This window comes from Psychrobacillus faecigallinarum (genome assembly GCF_014836595.1).
In the GTDB taxonomy this organism is placed as follows: domain Bacteria; phylum Bacillota; class Bacilli; order Bacillales_A; family Planococcaceae; genus Psychrobacillus; species Psychrobacillus faecigallinarum.
The window spans coordinates 263,230-280,682 of record NZ_JACSQO010000003.1 but is presented as its reverse complement, the minus strand read 5'-3'; the positions used below and the strand labels follow the sequence as shown (position 1 = coordinate 280,682).

The 17,453-nt window shown below is 36.8% G+C and carries 16 protein-coding genes; 15 read left to right on the top strand and 1 reads right to left on the bottom strand.

Annotated features, from left to right (window positions below; all coding sequences use genetic code 11):
* Positions 1-34: 34 nt before the first annotated feature.
* From H9650_RS08910 to H9650_RS08900, 3 genes are all read left to right on the top strand, one after another.
* Positions 35-262 (top strand): sulfurtransferase TusA family protein, encoded by a 228-nt coding sequence (locus H9650_RS08910; RefSeq protein ID WP_144538469.1) that lies wholly within the window; start codon positions 35-37, stop codon positions 260-262.
* Positions 263-362: 100 nt separating this feature from the next.
* Complete coding sequence (locus H9650_RS08905) at positions 363-1,139, top strand: sulfite exporter TauE/SafE family protein (RefSeq protein WP_144538470.1); 777 nt, start codon at positions 363-365, stop codon at positions 1,137-1,139.
* A 508-nt stretch (positions 1,140-1,647) separates the two neighbouring features.
* Positions 1,648-2,877: a sugar ABC transporter substrate-binding protein gene (locus H9650_RS08900; RefSeq protein ID WP_144538471.1), complete on the top strand. Its 1,230-nt coding sequence runs from the start codon at positions 1,648-1,650 to the stop codon at positions 2,875-2,877.
* A gap of 22 nt (positions 2,878-2,899) precedes the next feature.
* On the opposite strand, the gene H9650_RS20880 is transcribed toward H9650_RS08900, so the two are convergent.
* Entirely contained in the window at positions 2,900-3,562 is a 663-nt protein-coding gene (locus H9650_RS20880) for a YesL family protein (RefSeq protein ID WP_191697015.1), read from the bottom strand.
* Between the two features lie 642 nt (positions 3,563-4,204).
* Here H9650_RS20880 and H9650_RS08890 point away from each other — a divergent pair.
* From H9650_RS08890 to H9650_RS08835, 12 genes are all read left to right on the top strand, one after another.
* A complete protein-coding gene (locus tag H9650_RS08890; protein WP_144538473.1) occupies positions 4,205-5,482 on the top strand; it encodes a sugar ABC transporter substrate-binding protein in 1,278 nt (425 codons plus the stop codon).
* 118 nt (positions 5,483-5,600) lie between these two features.
* Complete coding sequence (locus H9650_RS08885) at positions 5,601-6,497, top strand: carbohydrate ABC transporter permease (protein WP_191697037.1); 897 nt, start codon at positions 5,601-5,603, stop codon at positions 6,495-6,497.
* A gap of 17 nt (positions 6,498-6,514) precedes the next feature.
* Positions 6,515-7,318 carry a carbohydrate ABC transporter permease gene (locus tag H9650_RS08880; protein WP_144538474.1) on the top strand — a complete coding sequence of 268 codons (804 nt, stop codon included), beginning with the start codon at positions 6,515-6,517 and terminating at the stop codon, positions 7,316-7,318.
* A 42-nt stretch (positions 7,319-7,360) separates the two neighbouring features.
* Positions 7,361-8,362, top strand: coding sequence for a zinc-dependent alcohol dehydrogenase (locus H9650_RS08875; RefSeq protein WP_191697014.1), 1,002 nt, complete (start codon positions 7,361-7,363; stop codon positions 8,360-8,362).
* Between the two features lie 32 nt (positions 8,363-8,394).
* Positions 8,395-9,447, top strand: a complete 1,053-nt coding sequence (locus tag H9650_RS08870) for a Gfo/Idh/MocA family protein (RefSeq protein ID WP_144538476.1) — start codon at positions 8,395-8,397, stop codon at positions 9,445-9,447.
* Positions 9,448-9,482: 35 nt separating this feature from the next.
* Positions 9,483-10,457 (top strand): acetylxylan esterase, encoded by a 975-nt coding sequence (locus H9650_RS08865; RefSeq protein ID WP_191697013.1) that lies wholly within the window; start codon positions 9,483-9,485, stop codon positions 10,455-10,457.
* A gap of 18 nt (positions 10,458-10,475) precedes the next feature.
* Positions 10,476-11,318 carry a sugar phosphate isomerase/epimerase family protein gene (locus H9650_RS08860; protein WP_144538478.1) on the top strand — a complete coding sequence of 281 codons (843 nt, stop codon included), beginning with the start codon at positions 10,476-10,478 and terminating at the stop codon, positions 11,316-11,318.
* A 14-nt stretch (positions 11,319-11,332) separates the two neighbouring features.
* Positions 11,333-12,019: a hypothetical protein gene (locus H9650_RS08855; protein WP_144538479.1), complete on the top strand. Its 687-nt coding sequence runs from the start codon at positions 11,333-11,335 to the stop codon at positions 12,017-12,019.
* The gene (locus tag H9650_RS08850) at positions 12,016-12,990 is read left to right on the top strand and encodes a Gfo/Idh/MocA family protein (RefSeq protein WP_144538480.1); all 975 of its coding nucleotides are present in this window, start codon (positions 12,016-12,018) and stop codon (positions 12,988-12,990) included. The genes H9650_RS08855 and H9650_RS08850 overlap by 4 nt, the downstream gene beginning before the upstream one ends.
* Before the next feature lie 97 nt (positions 12,991-13,087).
* Positions 13,088-14,755, top strand: a complete 1,668-nt coding sequence (locus tag H9650_RS08845) for an alpha-glucuronidase family glycosyl hydrolase (RefSeq protein WP_191697012.1) — start codon at positions 13,088-13,090, stop codon at positions 14,753-14,755.
* A 17-nt stretch (positions 14,756-14,772) separates the two neighbouring features.
* A complete protein-coding gene (locus H9650_RS08840) occupies positions 14,773-16,365 on the top strand; it encodes an FAD-dependent oxidoreductase (protein ID WP_151111552.1) in 1,593 nt (530 codons plus the stop codon).
* An 18-nt stretch (positions 16,366-16,383) separates the two neighbouring features.
* Positions 16,384-17,343: a GNAT family N-acetyltransferase gene (locus tag H9650_RS08835; RefSeq protein ID WP_191697011.1), complete on the top strand. Its 960-nt coding sequence runs from the start codon at positions 16,384-16,386 to the stop codon at positions 17,341-17,343.
* The last annotated feature ends 110 nt before the right edge of the window (positions 17,344-17,453 follow it).

Below are 17,453 nucleotides of genomic sequence, written 5' to 3'. Positions count from 1 at the left end.
AAAAAAAACTATTTACTAAAAGGAGAAATGAAAAATGAATTCAACAAAAGTATTAGATGCAAAAGGTTTAGCTTGTCCAATGCCGATCGTTCGTACTAAAAAGGCAATGGATACAATTGAGTCCGGTGAAATATTAGAAGTACATGTAACCGATAAAGGAGCTTTGGCAGATATTCCTGCCTGGGCTTCATCTGGAGGTCACACTATTTTAGAGCAATTAGAGGAAGCTGGAGTTCTAAAGTTTTGGATTCAAAAAGCATAAGTGGATAGGGGGACCCTAGAGTGGTCCCCTTTTTTCATAAATAAGGAAACAAAAGCTGTTTTCAAAGTTTGTCTGTCTTTTCTTAAAAGGAGGAATAAATATGGATATACCTTGGATCATTACAATTTTTCTTATAGGATTTGTCGGTTCATATGTGTCTGGTATGCTAGGCATTGGGGGATCAATCATTAAATACCCGATGCTATTATATATACCAGTCATGTTCGGATTTACAGCATTTACATCACATGAGGTATCAGGGATTAGCGCAGTACAGGTGCTCTTTGCCTCTATAGCGGGTGTATGGGCTTACCGTAAAGGTGGATATTTAAATAAGTCACTTATTATTTATATGGGTGGAGCTATTTTAATAGGTAGTTTTGTAGGTAGCTTCGGTTCAAAGGGATTAACCGAGGAGACAGTTAACATTGTGTATGGCATTTTAGCGTTAATAGCGGCAGTCATGATGTTTGTACCAAAAAAACAGGTGGATGATAAGCCTTTAAATGAAGTCACCTTTAACAAGTTTTTAGCAGCTATTTTAGCTTTTATAGTAGGAATTGGATCGGGAATTGTAGGGGCAGCAGGTGGATTTCTGTTAGTGCCAATTATGCTAGTAGTATTAAAAATACCAACACGAATGACAATTGCTACAAGCTTAGCAATTACTTTTATATCTTCTATTGGTGCGACAATAGGTAAAGTATCAACGGGACAGGTTGAATATTATCCTGCAGTTATTATGATTGTAGCTAGTTTAATAGCAGCACCACTTGGAGCCAAAGCAGGCAAGAGTATGAATACGAAAGTTTTACAGTTCATACTTGCATTACTCATTTTAGGAACTGCCATTAAAATTTGGTTGGATATTTTATAGGATTATAAAGAAGTATCATTATTAATGTTGTTGCAAACTATAGACAAATTCAAAGAAATTTGAAACTGTCTATAGTCTTTTTTCGTTTCAGGCGCTACGCTTTCTACGTGGATGGTTACACTTCTCCCTCCATGCAGAGACAGATGATAAACGATTTGTTTAAGAGCGATTGTTAGACTCGGAAAAGGCCATTGATACCCTCGATGTGAAACTCTTGGGTTATTTTTCCACGCTCTTAATTCATTCACAATAATGTCGTTTTATTTAATATGGGGGATTACAGACCATTTCTAGACATTGTTTCTTTCTAGTCAATCATATACTATTAGGTCACTATTTGATTTAGAATCTGTAATTTTTGTTAATATATACCTTGGTGTAATTTGTATTATTGCTTACTATCCTTGAGAACAGTCGGATGAAAATGAAAGGAGGAATTTGAGAAGGTTGGTTTTTATGAAAATAAAGAAATGTAATCTGAATACAAATAGTTAGGAGGGAAAGTGAAATGAAAAAGTTATTTTCTTTGTTTCTATTCTGTAGTTTATTACTAGTTGCTTGTAATGATGATTCTGAAACGTCTGGTTCTAATGACAAAGGGGAAATAACCGTTTGGGCTCATCCATACACTGACAATCAAGAAAAAGAAGGAGAAATGTGGAAAGAGTTAATTGCTTCATATGAGGAGACTTCCGGTGTGAAAGTTAATTTTGAACAAATCCCTTGGGCTAATCGCGATCAAAAAATTTTGACTGCTCTTGCTGCCAATAATGGACCCGATGTGTTTTACGCCATTCCCGATCAGATGCCTCAATATGCTGAAGCAGGGATGCTCGTAGATCTAAGCCCTTATTTGGAAGACAATGATATGGACGATTTTGTAGAAAGCTCTTTAATCCCTACTAAATGGAAGGGGAAAATGTACGGTGTACCAATTCTTCAATCTGTCGAGACCTTTATGTACAATGTGGATGTAGTGAAAGCGATTGGAGAAGACCCTTCAAAGCTTCCTACTACTTGGGAAGAGTTTGAAAAATGGGCTGCTAAAGCTAAAGAAAAAGGTTATTATGCCTCTAGCTTTCAAGGCGGAGGTTCAATGAATGGGACACTTTACCCTTATCTATGGCAAGCAGGCGGTGAAATTCTAACAGAAGATAACAAAGTGTTGATTAATAACGAAAACGGAGTAGAGGCATTTGAATTTATCAATAAAATATATAACAACGGCTACATTCCAAAGGACTCTATTACTGCTTTAGATCATGATGCATTATGGGATAGCGGTAAGCTGCTGTCTATTCAAGGGGCAGGGAAATCAGTTAGTAGAATGCTAGAAAAAGAGACGTTTGACTTTGTGATAGCACCGCCATTAAAAAATAAAAAACAGGCTACTTATGGTACTACTGGGATGTTTGTTGTGCCAGTTAATTCAGATAATAAAGATGCTGCTGCAGAGTTTATAAAGGTAATCACCAATGCAGAAAATCAAAGGAAGTTTAATAGAGAAACCCAATTCATTCCTACTAGAGAATCGGCAAAGGATATTTACGATGATCAAAAATATTTAGCACAATTGGCCTCTTACACTCAATTTACACAGTCAGGGGTCATTCATCCGGAAGGGCGAAACATTATGCCTTTAATACAAGCGGAACTACAAACAATGTTAGAAGGCAAGAAAACTCCTAAAGAAGCTGCAGATGCAGCAGCCAAGGCAATTGAAGAAAAATTAAAATAAAGAAAAAGAGAGCTTAATCTTATTAATAGATTGAGCTCTCTTTAGTTAGAGAAGGGACTTCCTCAAACTTAGTACTATCATTCAAAGAGATAGAATCTGCGTTTCTGTTCTTTTCTTGTCTTTTCTCGATTCTTCTGAAGGCTCTAAAGCTCAACAAGGTTATGACGTAGGCAAGTAGGCTTCCAGAGAAAAGCGGGATTGCCCCAGGCAAAAATGTAAGAAAAAAATACATAGCAACTGTGCTTGCTAAAATGCCTAAAAGCTCTAATGGAGAGGTAATAGCTATGAGTAAGGATTGCTTTATGTACTCAAAGTACTTTAATTCAAAATGAACATAAACAGGAAAGAAAAACGATAAAATAAGAATACTAGAGAGAAGAATAAAAAATAGAATTGGTATTAAAAAAGTAAATTGGCCATCATTTAACAGAATAAATTGAAAGTCAAAAACTAGAAAATAACCCACGAGAACAAAAATTAAGGCGTAGCCATTTGCCTTCCAAAAATCCTTTTTAAAAAATCTCCAATACGTAGGGAAAATTTTAATCGATTCATAGTTCTCTTTGTTTAGCAGTTTTCTAATAGTACTAAACAAAGCGATAGTAGAAGGAAATAAACCAAAAGCCCCTAACCCTACAATGCTAAAAAAAATCCATAAAAAATTTAAATAGATCAGTGAAAGCATCCTATAGGCGATGTTATTAAAGCTATCCCAATTCAGAATATATCACGCCTTTCAATTCTCAAATTTAAAAGTTTAATATTAAATTGAGTTAATTTCGTAAATAGTTCTTTACCAATTAAACACGAAGATTCCTAATATATTGATTGTAGCGACAGGTGCGGCGACTCCTGCGGGAATGAGTGAAACAGATAAGCCATCGCAAAAGGCTTATATCATAGTTCGATTGTTCGTGTTTTTAAAAAAAATAGGAATTATGAAATTGATTTAATTTTACTAAATAAAACATTTTATCAATTAAAGACTATTTATAGACATTGTCTCTTTATTACTAATCATATAAGATTAATTAAAAGTTAATTAATAATTTAGTAATTTCAGTATATTCAAAGGTGAGTAAAAAGTAAATATTTAAAAAAATTAATAATTTTGCTATGACAGCGCTTACTATTTTACGGAATAAGAAGTAGAACTTTTTATTGAGTATTTTTCTAGTTAAGTGATTAGCTCCATTTGCTAGAGACATAGGCACTGGCTACTTTTCTTATTAAAAGGATTAGCTTATTTGAAGGGAGGTAGTCTTTTAAAAATAGCTAGTTGTCCGCTCTAAGAGAAAATCGTTATAAATGGGAAGGGGTAAATGAAATGAAAAAGCTGTGGTTCTTTTTATTGTTATTAATATTTAGTGCTCTAATGGTAGCGTGTAGTGAGGAAGATGCTTCGGATGCGGGTGAAAAGATAGAAACTTCTGGAAAAGCAGGAAATAAAGAAGATGGTTTCTCAGGGGAAATAACAGTTTGGGCACACCCTTTTACAGGTGACCAGGAAGTAGAAGGTAAGATGTGGAAGGAAATAATTAGTTCTTATGAAGAAACTACTGGAGTGAAAGTGAACTTTGAACAAATACCTTGGGCGAATCGTGACCAAAAAGTGCTGACTGCTTTAGCAGCTAATAATGGGCCAGATGTATTCTATGCTATTCCTGACCAAATGCCGCAATATGCCGAAGCGGGTATGTTATTGGATCTTAATCCATATTTAAAAGATAATGACATGGAAGATTTTGTGGAGAGTGCATTAGTTTCAACTACTTGGAAGGATAAGGTATATGGATTACCAATTCTTCAGGAAGCATATACATTCCTATATAACGTGGACATCATTAAAGAAATTGGAGAAGACCCATCAAAGCTTCCAGCAACTTGGGCAGAATTTGAAAAATGGGCTGAAAAAGCAAAAGAAAAAGGATATTATGCATCTAGCTTCCAAGGCGGTGGTTCGATGAATGGAACGTTGTATCCATATCTATGGCAAGCAGGTGGAGAAGTGCTTACAGCTGACAATGAAGTAATGATTAACAGCGATGCTGGAGTAGAAGCCTTCGAATTTATCAACAAAATGTATAAAAATGAGTGGATTCCAAAGGATTCTATTACTGCATTAGAGCACGACGCTTTATGGGATAGCAGTAAAATGCTTTCTGTTCAAGGATCTGGGGCATCAATTAGCCGTATGTTAAGTAAAGATACATTTGAATTTGTTATTGCACCTCCATTAAAGAACAAAAAACAAGTTACTTATGGAACTACTGGTATGTTCGTAGTACCTATTAACTCAGAAAATCCAGATGCAGCAGCTGAATTTGTAAAAATTATGACGAGTGCAGAAAACCAACGTAAATTTAATCAGGTTACTCAGTACATTCCAACACGTGAATCTGCAAAGGATATCTTTGGAGAGCAGAAGTATCTAGCTCAGCTAGCAACTTATACTGAGTTTGCAATGCCGGGGGTTATACATCCAGAGGGACGTAACATCATGCCGTTAATCCAAGCGGAGCTTCAAACAATGATGGAAGGCAAGAAAACTCCAAAAGAGGCAGCGGATGCAGCAGCTGAAGCGATTAAAGGAAAAGTAAAATAAATCTAATAGAGAGTTTGATCTAAAACAGATCAAGCTCTCTATTGATTAATTTACATAAGAAAGGGTGTTTACACTGGTAAATACATTAGGTAAGCCTTTAGTGTCCAAGAAAAGCGGGATGACTCTTCGGGCAAGATTAAAAAGACAGTGGGATCGTAATGCGATCGTCTATATTTTTCTTATCCCCATATTAATACATTTTGCTATTTTCCAAGTGTATCCATTCCTTTTGAGCTTCTATTTGACTTTTATGGATTGGAAGGTAATTGGAGAGCCAGAATTTGTAGGTCTTAAACATTGGGAATATTTTTTAAGCGATAAGCTCGCATGGAAAGCCATATGGAACACAGTAAAATTCTCCGTATATTATATAGTACCAACAATGGCTGTAGGACTGATACTTGCTTTAATTATTAATTCAGGAGTAAAGATGGCCGGATTTTTTAAAGGGATATTTTTCTTGCCGGTTGTTACCTCTTTTGTAATTATTGCCGGTATATGGGGTTGGTTATTTAGAGGAACAGAAGAAGGGATGATTAACTATCTAATAGGCTTAATAGGCATTGAGCCTCAATTATTTTTATCTGATTCTAGCCAGGCCTTACCAGTGTTAGCAGCACTAAGCGTTTTTAAAGTAGCGGGCAGCACGATGATTTATTATTTTGCAGGACTTCAATCAATAGATAAGGGTTTATATGAAGCTGCCAAAATGGATGGGGCATCCACTACTAAAATCTTTTGGAAGGTAACTTTTCCTTTATTGAAGCCTATACACTTTTATGTTGCCATTACGACAACCATTGGCTCTTTCCAAATCTTTGACTCTGCCTACCTATTAACAGGTGGCGGCCCAAATTATGCAACGACGACGATTGTTTATTACTTATACAATCAAGGTTTTACTAGCTTAAATTTAAGCTATGCAGCAGTACTTTCCTATGTGTTATTCTTCATCATCCTAATGATCTCTCTTTTACAAAGAAGGTTCTTAGGGAAAGAATCTAATCTCTATTAGAAGGGGGATGAAAAACTATGAAAAAGGTTATTTCCTACATTGCTTTGTTATTGTTAGGGTTTTGTTTTCTCATGCCCTTTATCATTATGATTTTAGGCTCCTTTAAAAATGTAGAGTATGCCCAACTAGATCCACTTTTTTGGATACCAGATGAACCAACTCTAAAAAACTATTTATATATTATGAGAGACGGTCTATTTGTCAGATGGATTTTCAACTCCATAGTTATCACAGTTATCCCGGTAGCTAGTCAGATGATTTTCTGTGCAATTTTAGGATATATATTTGCGAAGAAAAAATTCTTCGGGAGAGAATTTATATTTTGGGTATTTATGGGGGTTATTATGATTCCTCAGCAATTGCTAATCATTCCAAAATATATTATGTTCTCCGATTTTGGATGGATCAACACCTATTGGGCACTCATTGTTCCTGAGCTTTGGGGAATCATGGGAGTATTCCTAGTAAGACAGTTTTTACAGGGAATACCAAATGATTTAGAAGAGGCTGCCTATATAGACGGAGCAAATGATTTACAAATATTCTTTAAAGTTATTTTGCCACTTTCTATTCCAGTAGTGGCTACTGTAGGAACATTTGCCTTTATATCAAACTGGAACGATTTATTTCAACCACTAATTTATTTAACGCAGGAAAAAATGTTCCCAGTAACACTAGGATTGGCGTCCATGCTAGGGAAGGAAGGTAACTTTGGAATAGAAATGGCTGGTTCAGCAGTTTCCTTTATACCAACCTTTCTTATTTTCCTGTTTTTTCAACGATATTTCACAGAAGGAATACAAATGTCAGGTTTGAAATAATGAAGCCTAACTAAATAGGTTTTGAAGTAAGGAGTGAGTGAAGTGAAGTCAGTTATTGCTAAAGATCAAAAGGTTTTTATAGAGGACAGACCCAAAATGGATATTATGCCTTCCTTTCTTTTGATTAAAACGTTGTACAGTGCGATTTCTCCAGGAACGGAGCTAAGCTTAATAACAGCAAGCAATGAAAGAGAGATTTCCTTAGGCTATAGCGCAGTTGGTATTGTGGAGGAATGCGGTGATGGTATAACCGACTTTCAAAAAGGAGATATAGTCGCTTGCTATGGAGCACCTTACGTAGGACATTCCGAGTATCTGTGTGTGCCAATGACCTTATGTGCGAAAGTGCCACAGGGGATGGATCCAAAAGAAGCATCTCTAGCTGGAATTGGAGCAATCGCTATTCATGCACTTCGAGTAGCTAAATTAGCCTTTGGAGAAATAGTAGTGATTGTTGGTCTTGGATTGTTAGGGCAAATGATTGCAAAGATTGCTCATGCTGCAGCTTACGATGTTATTGCTTTCGATACACAAGCAGAGCGAGGAGCTATGTTAACAGAAGAGTCAGGAATTACTTCCTTTTCTAAGCTAGACGAGATGGAAGAAGAGATTAAAAAGCACACTGCCAACAGAGGAGCAGATGCTGTACTGCTTTGTACAGGCGGCAAGAGAACTACACTTACAGGACAAAGCTTAGAGTGGATACGTGGTCAAGGAAAAATAGTTATTGTAGGTGATGTCGAGCCGAATTTCCCTAGGGAATTAATGTTTGGAAAAGAGGCTCAAATTCTTATTTCCAGGGCAGGGGGGCCAGGGAGATATGATCCTGTCTATGAGAAGCAGGCGGTGGACTATCCTTATGGATATGTAAGGTGGACAGAGGGAAGAAATGTAGCGGAATATTTAAGACTAGTAAAAGAAAAGCGTATTAAGATTGATTCATTTATAACAGAAGAAGTGAACATAGATCAGGCGCCAGCTGCATATAAAGATTTGATTAATAAGAAATCGAAAACGTTGACGAAGCTTATTAGTTTTCGATAAGTAGATTTTTATAAACTGAGAGGAGAGTTTTAATGTTAAAGGTTGGTGTAATTGGTGGAGGGTCAATTTCGCAATTTCATATTACCCCTTATATCCTACATAAACAGGTAGAACTAATAGCATTATGTGATCAAAATGAACAAAGGCTTACGGAGTGTGGACACCAATATGGGGTCACTCATTTGTATTCTAACTATAAAGAGTTATTAGCCAACAAAGATGTGGATGCTGTAAGTATTTGTACATGGAATAATACTCATGCTGAAATAGCTATTGCAGCAATGGAAGCTGGAAAACATGTGTTAGTTGAGAAACCATTATGTATGACGGTAGAAGAGGCTTTAGCAGTGGAAGCAGCAGCAGAAAAATCTGGAAAGGTTTTACTAGTCGGGTTTGTTAGAAGACATGGTGATAACACGAATCTCTTAAAAGAATTTATAGATCAAGATTATTTAGGAGAAATTTATTATGCAAAGGCTTCTTGTTTAAGAAGGTTAGGCAATCCAGGTGGCTGGTTTAGTGATAAGTCTAAATCTGGGGGAGGAGCTCTCATGGATTTGGGTGTTCATATGATTGATATATGCTGGTATATGATGGGGAAACCACGTCCGATTTCAGTTAGCGGCAATACCTACTCGAAATTAGGTAACCGCAGTAATATTAAGAATCTTTCCTTTTACAAGGCTGCTGATTATGATTCCTCTTTAAATAATGTAGAAGATTTAGCAAATGCATTGATTCGTTTTGAAAACGGTGCTTCCTTAGCTGTAGATGTGAGTTTTACGCTTCAGGCAAAGGAGGATCAACTGAGCGTGAAATTGTATGGAAACAAAGGTGGAGCTGAAATAGAACCAGAGCTGGTTATTGTAACAGAGCAGAACGATACGATTTTGAATATACTTCCTCAGGTTGACAATAAAAGCTTTGACTTCGCTGGATCCTTTACAAATGAAATTAATCATTTTGTAGAATGTTGCTTGGAAGGCAAATCTCCTGTTGCTCCTGTTGAAGACGGGGTAGAAGTAATGAAAATGTTAAATGCTATCTATGAGTCGGCTCAAACTGGTAAAGAAGTTTATTTGTGAGCATTTGGTTCAATTAGAGAAAGGGCTTGATAAATATGGGTAGACAAATCGCAGATTTCCCATTAAACCAACTTAAAGTATATCAACCAAAGCTTATTCACAAGCCGTCAGATTTTGGTGAATTTTGGGTCGAACAACAGCAACAAATAAATAGCTTACAGCCGAAGGTCTCAATCGATTGGAAGGAGTATGTGATTCCTACAATGGAGGTCGCGGATTTGTTGTTTGTAAGCTGGGATGGTACACCGTTAAAAGGGTGGGCCATAAAACCAAAGGGAGTAGATCAGTGTCCTGTAATGCTGAGTATTCATGGTTACACAGGTAGCCGTGGATTACCTTTGGATTACGTAAAGTGGGTTTCTATGGGCATTGCAGTTTATGCATTTGATGTCCGCGCACAAGGTAGTTCTCCGGACTATGCTAAATATAACAATGGGGGTAGGACACTGGGCTGGATGTTGAATGGTATTCATGAGTCTGAAAATTATTATTATACGAACGTGTATAAGGATCTTTTATTTCAGCTCAATTGGATAAGGTCGTCTGAAACTCCAATTGAGCCAACGAGGATTGGACTTCTTGGAAGTTCCCAAGGAGGAGGATTAGCTCTAGGTCTTGCAGGATTGGATCAAGGGGTAGAGCTAGTTGTTGCAGATTATCCATTCCTAGCAAACTTTGAGCGAGCAATAGAGATTTCTCAAGCAGGTCCTTATCTGGAGTTTGTGAATTATTTTAAGTATACAGATCCGCAATATGAAACCTATGAATCAGTAATGCAAACACTAGGCTATATAGATTGTGTCCACTTTTGTGATTCTATTATTTGCCCGACCTTAATATCTATTGGACTGGAGGATCCTGTTACCCCTCCCTCTACTGTCTTTGCAGCCTATAATCATTTACGAACATCAAATAAGGAAATTGAAATCTATCCTCAATACGCACATGAGGTAAATCCCTTTCATGAAGAAAAGAAACTAGAGTTTGTAAGAAAGAATTGGTTGGAGTGATAGATAGGGGGTCAGATGATGAAAATCAGTATAAGTATGTATAGTTTAGCTTCTACTCTTCGGCGAGAGAGTTGGAGAGTAACAGAATTTATTGAGTATGCAAAAACGATTTCCTTGGACGGGGTAGAGCTGTTAGATATTTACTGGCAAAACCCAGCAAATAAAGATGAAGAAATTAAGGGAATTGTCGAGAATTTACAACGAAACAATCTAGAAGTTTCAGCTTATGATATTACAAATAATTTCGTTCATCAAAAAAAGATTGAGCGAAAAGCTGAGGTCGAGAAGGTAATTGAGGGCATTCGTGTGGCCAAAGAATTGAATGCTAATACTGTTCGTGTTTTCTGTGGGGATATTAGAGAGGGTCTTATCTATGAAGAATGTTTTGATTGGATAATTGAAGGTTTAAAAGAAAGTGCAAAGATAGCAGAACAAGAAAAGATAGTCTTAGCTGTTGAGAACCATGGATTACTAGCAGGAAAAAGTCTACAGATTCATGAAATTCTTAGAGCAGTCAACAGTCCGTATGTGAAGTCAACCTTTGATACAGGTAACTTCTTATTAGTCCATGAAGAGCCTACGAAAGCATTTGATCGACTTAAGCAAGAAATTGCTCATGTTCATTTTAAGGATTTTAGAGAGAAGCACACTCATGAAAGCGTAAAAGGATTCCGTTCTACAGAAGGAAAAGAGTTAATTGGAGTTATCCCAGGAGATGGGAAAGTCGATCTTGCCTATATAGTAGAGGGGTTAAAAAAATATGGTTACCAGGATTGGCTCTCAATCGAGTATGAAGGTTTTGAGGATGCAAAAATGGCTAACGAGGAAGCTGTACGCCGTCTGAGAAAGCTGTTGAAATGAAGGAGTGAAACATTATGAGTGTTATTTTGAGTAGCTTTAACAATATAGAATTAGCGCAAGCAGATAAACTTCATTCTGTTGAACAACTAGTGATGATTAATAGTACAAAAAGTTCTTTTGTGATGGATGCGACAGAGTCAAATTTAACAGCCCTAGAAAAAAGAGGACATGAGTTTTATATTCCGTCAGACTTACTTAAGCATGTGAATGAGGATAGTAATGCTAAAGTATATTTTGACTTAGAGTGTCATCCATTTTATCAAAAGATAAAAGAAGTTATAGAAAAAGGTATTACATCAAACGGTGTGTTTCGTTTTCGAAGAATATCCAAAGGGAATAACCCCCAGCTTATAGCAGATGACCTTTACGTCCTGTCCTTATTATTTGGTGAACCTAAAGAGAAACACATAAAAAAGAGTAAGCTTGAGACTGTAATAAGTCATATTATTCTGATGATACGTTTTGAAAGTGGAGTCATGGCCCATGTGGAATTTACGTTTGCTAATGTTAATCGTATTGAATTGGAATGGAGTGGCATCAAACAGATAGTTGAATTCGATAGTGATGAGTTAAGGGGGCAATTACTCCCGCTACAATACTCTGCTAACGATTTAGTCTCCTCTGCTAAAAAGATAGATGCTGTGCTTATTGACAAAGTACGATATTATAAGAATTTCGTAGCTGGGGGTGCACTTATATGAAGGTAGGTATGATGAGTTTTGCTCATATGCATGCAAATAGTTATGCTGATGCACTAACAAAAATTAAAGATGTGCAGATTGTTGCTGTTTTTGATGATTTGGTGGAGAGAGGGCAAAAGGCAGCTGCTTTGTTTAATACAGAATATTATATGGATCAGGAATTATTTCTTTCCATAGAGATGGATGCAGTTATCATTTGTAGTGAAAATTTTCGCCATAAAGAGATGGTGATAAGTGCCGCAAAAGCAAAAAAGCATATTTTATGTGAAAAGCCTATCGCCATTAACATAGAAGATGCAAAGGAAATGATACAAGTTTGCCAAGAACAAGCCGTCATTCTGCAAATAGCGTACCCAGTTAGATTTAGTTCTCCGATTCAGCATTTAAAAGGGATGATTGAAAAGGGAGAGTTAGGAGATATTATTTCTTTTCGTACGACTAACAGAGGACAAAACCCTGGTGGCTGGTTTATAGAGGAAGAAAAGGCTGGAGGGGGTGCAGTGCTTGATCATACTGTACATATGGTGGATATTATGCGTTGGTATTTGAAAGAGGAAATTACGGAAGTGTCTTCTATAGTTGACTCTTATTTTCATCATATTGAAATAGATGATGCTGGTTTACTGACGTTAGAGTTTGCAAACGGAGTAATAGCCTCTCATGATCCAAGTTGGTCAAGATTCTCGGAGTATCCTGCTTGGGGTGATGCAACAATAGAAGTTATTGGTACCAAACAAATTGTTAAGGTAGATGCCTTTAAAGAGCATTTCCGTATGTTTATTAGTGGAGAAAAGTCTCTTGAGCATGTTTTTTATGGAAATGACATGGACTTTGGATTAATACAGGACTTCGTTCAATGTGTTAAAGAAAAAAGAGAACCGTCAATTACTGGGTTTGATGGTTTAAAATCACTAGAGGTTGCCTTGGCCGCATATGAATCCAGCAAATTAAAACAACCAATAAAATTATAGAGTTTCAAAGGCGCATGTTTTCATCAACTAAGAGAAAATCATGTGCCTTTTACTGTAACTAAGAAGAAATATATTAACTATAAAGGGTGGTGAAGAGATGTGTTTGATTACTTATTTTGACGAACAAGAAACAATTCTATTTGCAGTAGGAGAGATAAGGAGATTGTTAAGGAAGGCAGGTATAGAAAGTACCCTTCAATATAATGAAAAATTGAAAGAGAGCGCCCAAGATGAAAAACGAATTCTGTTAGTCACTAGAAAACAATATGAAGCTTTACTAAATGTGGACAAAGTAGCTATAAATTTAAAACTAGATGGCTTTGCCATAGTAAAACAAGGCTCAAATACATGGATTATTGGGGAGGAACCACGCTCTGTCTTGTATGGAATTTACAAGTACTGTGAAATATACATGGGATACAGATGGATTCATTTGAATCAAGAAGAATTAGTCCATGCATCGTTGAAAGAGGAAGTAGTACTTTCTATATTTGAACCGTCCTTTCAAAGAAGGGGAAATATTATTGAAACGATTGATGATCCAATGTTTATTAACTCATTAATTGATTGGGGAGTAAAAAATGGTCATAATGAATATTTTTTTACTTTCTTTTTATGGGAAAAAGTAAAAGCTTATGTCGCACCTACGTTACAAAAAAGAGGTGTGAAGGTGACGTTAGGTGGTCATTCCCTGCAATTTTTATTAAACGAGATAGAAATTAAGAGTGATAAACAAGAAAATCTTCAATTTATTACAAAAGACAAGGCAATACAGGAGCAGGTCATTCAAAAAATAGCAGACATTTGTAAAGAGAATGAAGTCATCTCAAGAATATCCTTGTGGCCAGAGGATGTTGGTATTGGTGAGAAAAACGGTAGAGACTTCATGTCCAGTTATATTTTGTTTACTGAAAATTTAAATAAATTATTAAAGAGTAGTGGCCAGTCAGTAGAGGTAGAGCATATAGTCTATAATGCTGGACTTTCGTGGAATATGCTAGAACGTGGAAATGACACTAATGTCTCGTCTGATGTTGATATTCTATTTGCGTACTGGGGTAGAAACTACGCCGATAGTATAAAATCCCAAGAGATTAATCAGCAAAGAGCTACCCATGCATTAAAGGATTGGAACGCACAAGTCATACAGAACGGTAGAAATCTAACCGTTTTAGAATATTATAGTGACCATTTCATGCTAAGCGAGTTATTCCCACCCCTAGCAAGAAGAATTGATGAAGACCTAAAGGATTATCAGCAGCAAAACATAACAGGAATGTTAAATCTGATTGTACCACCACATTTGAAAGAACATTCCTCGGAAATGGACAAAAGATATCCATGGAAGTGGGTCCAACATTTCAATAATTATATATATACGAAGCTTGCTTGGGGCGAGGAATTAGAACGAGCGTTAGACTTATATTTCCAAAGCTATCAGGATCCGAAGAAGTTCAAGCGGACGTTTCTATTGTTAGAAGAAATCATTGCACCTTACACTCAATGGAACATTCCGTTATTCCCGGCTAGAGTAGTAGACCCCGAGAAGGTTACAAATATCGTAGAGGTTCAGGAGATTTTAAACTATTTACAAAAGATAGGTCAGTTTTTTGACGAGTGGGATTTTACTGAGGTAGAGACGCTACTACCTATTTATTCAAAGAATAATAACCAATCATATAATTCTGAGGAAATGTCCAAATTCTATTTCTATTATGTAAAAACTATTGCAGAGAAAACTCTACAGGAATGGCTCGATAAATAAAAGATGGAGGTAAGATAATGGATTTTAAATCACTATACTATTACAAGCCAACATTGCCGAAATTAGACTTTAAAATAATAGAAAAGGATTTAATTGTATACGGTGGAACTCCAGCAGGTTTAACTGCCGCTGTCCAGGCACGACGAAATGGATTGACTGTTGCAGTGGTAGAATTCAGTCGAAATATCGGTGGGATGACTGCTAGTGGGTTAGGTGCTACAGATCTTGGCGCAGAGAGTGCAATAGGTGGGATCGCTAAAGAGTTTTATGATGAGATAGCTAGGTACTATAACAAAGAAAAGCAATGGAGATTCGAACCTAAGGCTGCTCAATCTATATTTGCCTCATGGATGGATAAGTACGATATTCCCGTGTTTCTTAATGAGCATTTACAAAAAGTCATTAAAGAGGATGAAAAAATAATTGACATAGTAATGGAGAGTAATAATCGTTTTAAAGGAAAAATCTTTATGGATTGTAGCTATGAAGGCGATTTACTAGCTCAATCTGGTGTGTCCTTTTTTGTAGGGAGAGAATCTAATGCCACCTATAAAGAAATCTACAATGGCGTACAGTTTGGAGCACCACACCATAAATTTGAGAAGTGGATTGATCCATATGTGATAGAGGGTCAGAAGGAAAGTGGAATATTACCAGGTATAAGCGAGGACAGTAAAGAGTCTCTAGGATACCAGGGACAGGGGGATCATCGGATTCAAGCTTACAACTTTCGAATTTGTTTAACGAATAACCCTAAAAATCGCATTCCTTTTCCAAAACCCCCTAAATATGAGCCTCAACGTTATGAGCTATTATTACGTTATATTAAGTCTGGCGTATGGGACGCTATGAAACTTCATACTCCACTTCCAAATGATAAGTCAGATTTGAATAACCATGGGGCAATCTCGACTGACAATATAGGAAACAATTATGAATGGCCGGAGGGTAGCTACGAAAAACGGGAGGAAATTTTTCAAAATCACGTAAACTATGATCTTGGAATGCTCTATTTTCTATCTAATGATGAAAGAGTTCCACATTCAATTCGTGAGGAGGTAGCATCTTGGGGGCTTCCAAAGGATGAATTTAAAGAAACGGGACATTGGCCACATCAGCTATATATTAGAGAAGCAAGGAGAATGATCTCAGATTATGTTATGACAGACCATAACTGTCTTGGACAATCCCTTGTTAAAGACCCTGTTGGATTAGCATCCTTCCATATGGATTCACATAACTGTAGACGTGTAGTGATTGATGGTAGGTGTGTCAATGAGGGGGATGTGCAGGTCCCAATTTCTCCTTTTGAGATTTCCTATCGATCAATACGCCCTAAGTCAGAAGAGTGTGTTAATCTGCTCGTTCCAGTTTGCCTATCAAGCTCACATATCGCATATGGCTCAATCCGCATGGAGCCCGTTTTCATGATCCTTGGACAATCCGCAAGTGTTGCAGCAAATTTAGCTATCAAAAATAATACATCCGTCCAAGATATAGATTATCAGGAACTAAAACAAGAGCTGAAGAAAGTAAACCAGGTTGTTGAGTGGAGTAGCGACATGGAAGATGACCCTATTAAACGTATGCAAGAGACATTCGGACAGTAGTAGAAAGGGTGACGTGAAATGAAAGTAATACCTTGGGAAGCTAGTAGGCTAGAGGAAATGGTAAAGCTCTGGAACAAAGAGTTAGGAGAAGAATATCCAATGCGTCAGAAGCTTTTTAACCAAAACAGTTTGGAAGACAAGAATGTTCTAGAAGATGGTTGCGCCATGGCGGTAGATGAACAAAACAACTTAATAGGATTTATTATAGCTAAAAAGTGGCAAGAGCAAGTAGATATAAAAATGGATTCAAAAAGGGGATGGATTCAAGTCCTCTTGGTTGATAAAAATTATCGAAATAAAGGAGTAGGAACAAAGTTACTTGGTAAGGCGGAAGAAACACTAAGAGATAATGGCATAGAAGAAATTCAACTGGGCGGAGATCCTTTTCATTATTTCTCTGGAGTCCCTCTTCAATATGAAGAGACGCAACAATGGGCGGAAAAGAAGGGCTATTTGAAAAGAATCGACACATATGACCTGATTAATCACCTTAGTAAGAACTATTCCATGCCAGAAGACAATACAGTTTCCTATTCAATTCTACAAGCGGAGGAAAAGGAAGAGTTTCTAACCTTTTTAAACAAGTCTTTTCCTGGTAGATGGGAATATGAGGCGATAAAATATTTTGAATCGAAGGGGAGTGGCAGAGAGTTTGTAGTTCTCAAAAAGAATGGAGGTATCATTGGTTTTTGTCGAATCAATGATGATGCATCACCAACTATTGCTCAGAATGTTTACTGGAGCCCCTCCTTTACAACTAAGGTCGGAGGAATTGGACCACTTGGAGTAGATTCTAGTGAACAAAAGCAAGGATATGGATTAGGAATTGTACAGGCTGCGATAGTGATTTTACAGGAAAGAAAAATCGAAACTATTATTATTGATTGGACGATACTAGTAGATTTCTATAAAAAACTAGACTTCGATATTTGGAAGACTTACGGAATTTATTTGAAGGATTTAACTAGCGAGAAATGAAATATGCTCGAAGTTTCATTTGCTATCCATTCCATGTTCCCGAATCTAACTACTGATCATAAGCAGGATTAATTTATTTTTACTTACACATTGCGTGATAGTATGCGCAA

What these genes read in the sequence shown, in the direction of transcription:
- H9650_RS08910 (WP_144538469.1), top strand. Translation starts at nt 35, where the DNA reads ATGAATTCAACAAAAGTATTAGATGCAAAAGGTTTAGCTTGTCCAATG.
- H9650_RS08905 (WP_144538470.1), top strand. Translation starts at nt 363, where the DNA reads ATGGATATACCTTGGATCATTACAATTTTTCTTATAGGATTTGTCGGT.
- H9650_RS08900 (WP_144538471.1), top strand. Translation starts at nt 1,648, where the DNA reads ATGAAAAAGTTATTTTCTTTGTTTCTATTCTGTAGTTTATTACTAGTT.
- H9650_RS20880 (WP_191697015.1), bottom strand. Translation starts at nt 3,562, where the DNA reads ATGCTTTCACTGATCTATTTAAATTTTTTATGGATTTTTTTTAGCATT.
- H9650_RS08890 (WP_144538473.1), top strand. Translation starts at nt 4,205, where the DNA reads ATGAAAAAGCTGTGGTTCTTTTTATTGTTATTAATATTTAGTGCTCTA.
- H9650_RS08885 (WP_191697037.1), top strand. Translation starts at nt 5,601, where the DNA reads ATGACTCTTCGGGCAAGATTAAAAAGACAGTGGGATCGTAATGCGATC.
- H9650_RS08880 (WP_144538474.1), top strand. Translation starts at nt 6,515, where the DNA reads ATGAAAAAGGTTATTTCCTACATTGCTTTGTTATTGTTAGGGTTTTGT.
- H9650_RS08870 (WP_144538476.1), top strand. Translation starts at nt 8,395, where the DNA reads ATGTTAAAGGTTGGTGTAATTGGTGGAGGGTCAATTTCGCAATTTCAT.
- H9650_RS08865 (WP_191697013.1), top strand. Translation starts at nt 9,483, where the DNA reads ATGGGTAGACAAATCGCAGATTTCCCATTAAACCAACTTAAAGTATAT.
- H9650_RS08860 (WP_144538478.1), top strand. Translation starts at nt 10,476, where the DNA reads ATGAAAATCAGTATAAGTATGTATAGTTTAGCTTCTACTCTTCGGCGA.
- H9650_RS08855 (WP_144538479.1), top strand. Translation starts at nt 11,333, where the DNA reads ATGAGTGTTATTTTGAGTAGCTTTAACAATATAGAATTAGCGCAAGCA.
- H9650_RS08850 (WP_144538480.1), top strand. Translation starts at nt 12,016, where the DNA reads ATGAAGGTAGGTATGATGAGTTTTGCTCATATGCATGCAAATAGTTAT.
- H9650_RS08845 (WP_191697012.1), top strand. Translation starts at nt 13,088, where the DNA reads ATGTGTTTGATTACTTATTTTGACGAACAAGAAACAATTCTATTTGCA.
- H9650_RS08840 (WP_151111552.1), top strand. Translation starts at nt 14,773, where the DNA reads ATGGATTTTAAATCACTATACTATTACAAGCCAACATTGCCGAAATTA.
- H9650_RS08835 (WP_191697011.1), top strand. Translation starts at nt 16,384, where the DNA reads ATGAAAGTAATACCTTGGGAAGCTAGTAGGCTAGAGGAAATGGTAAAG.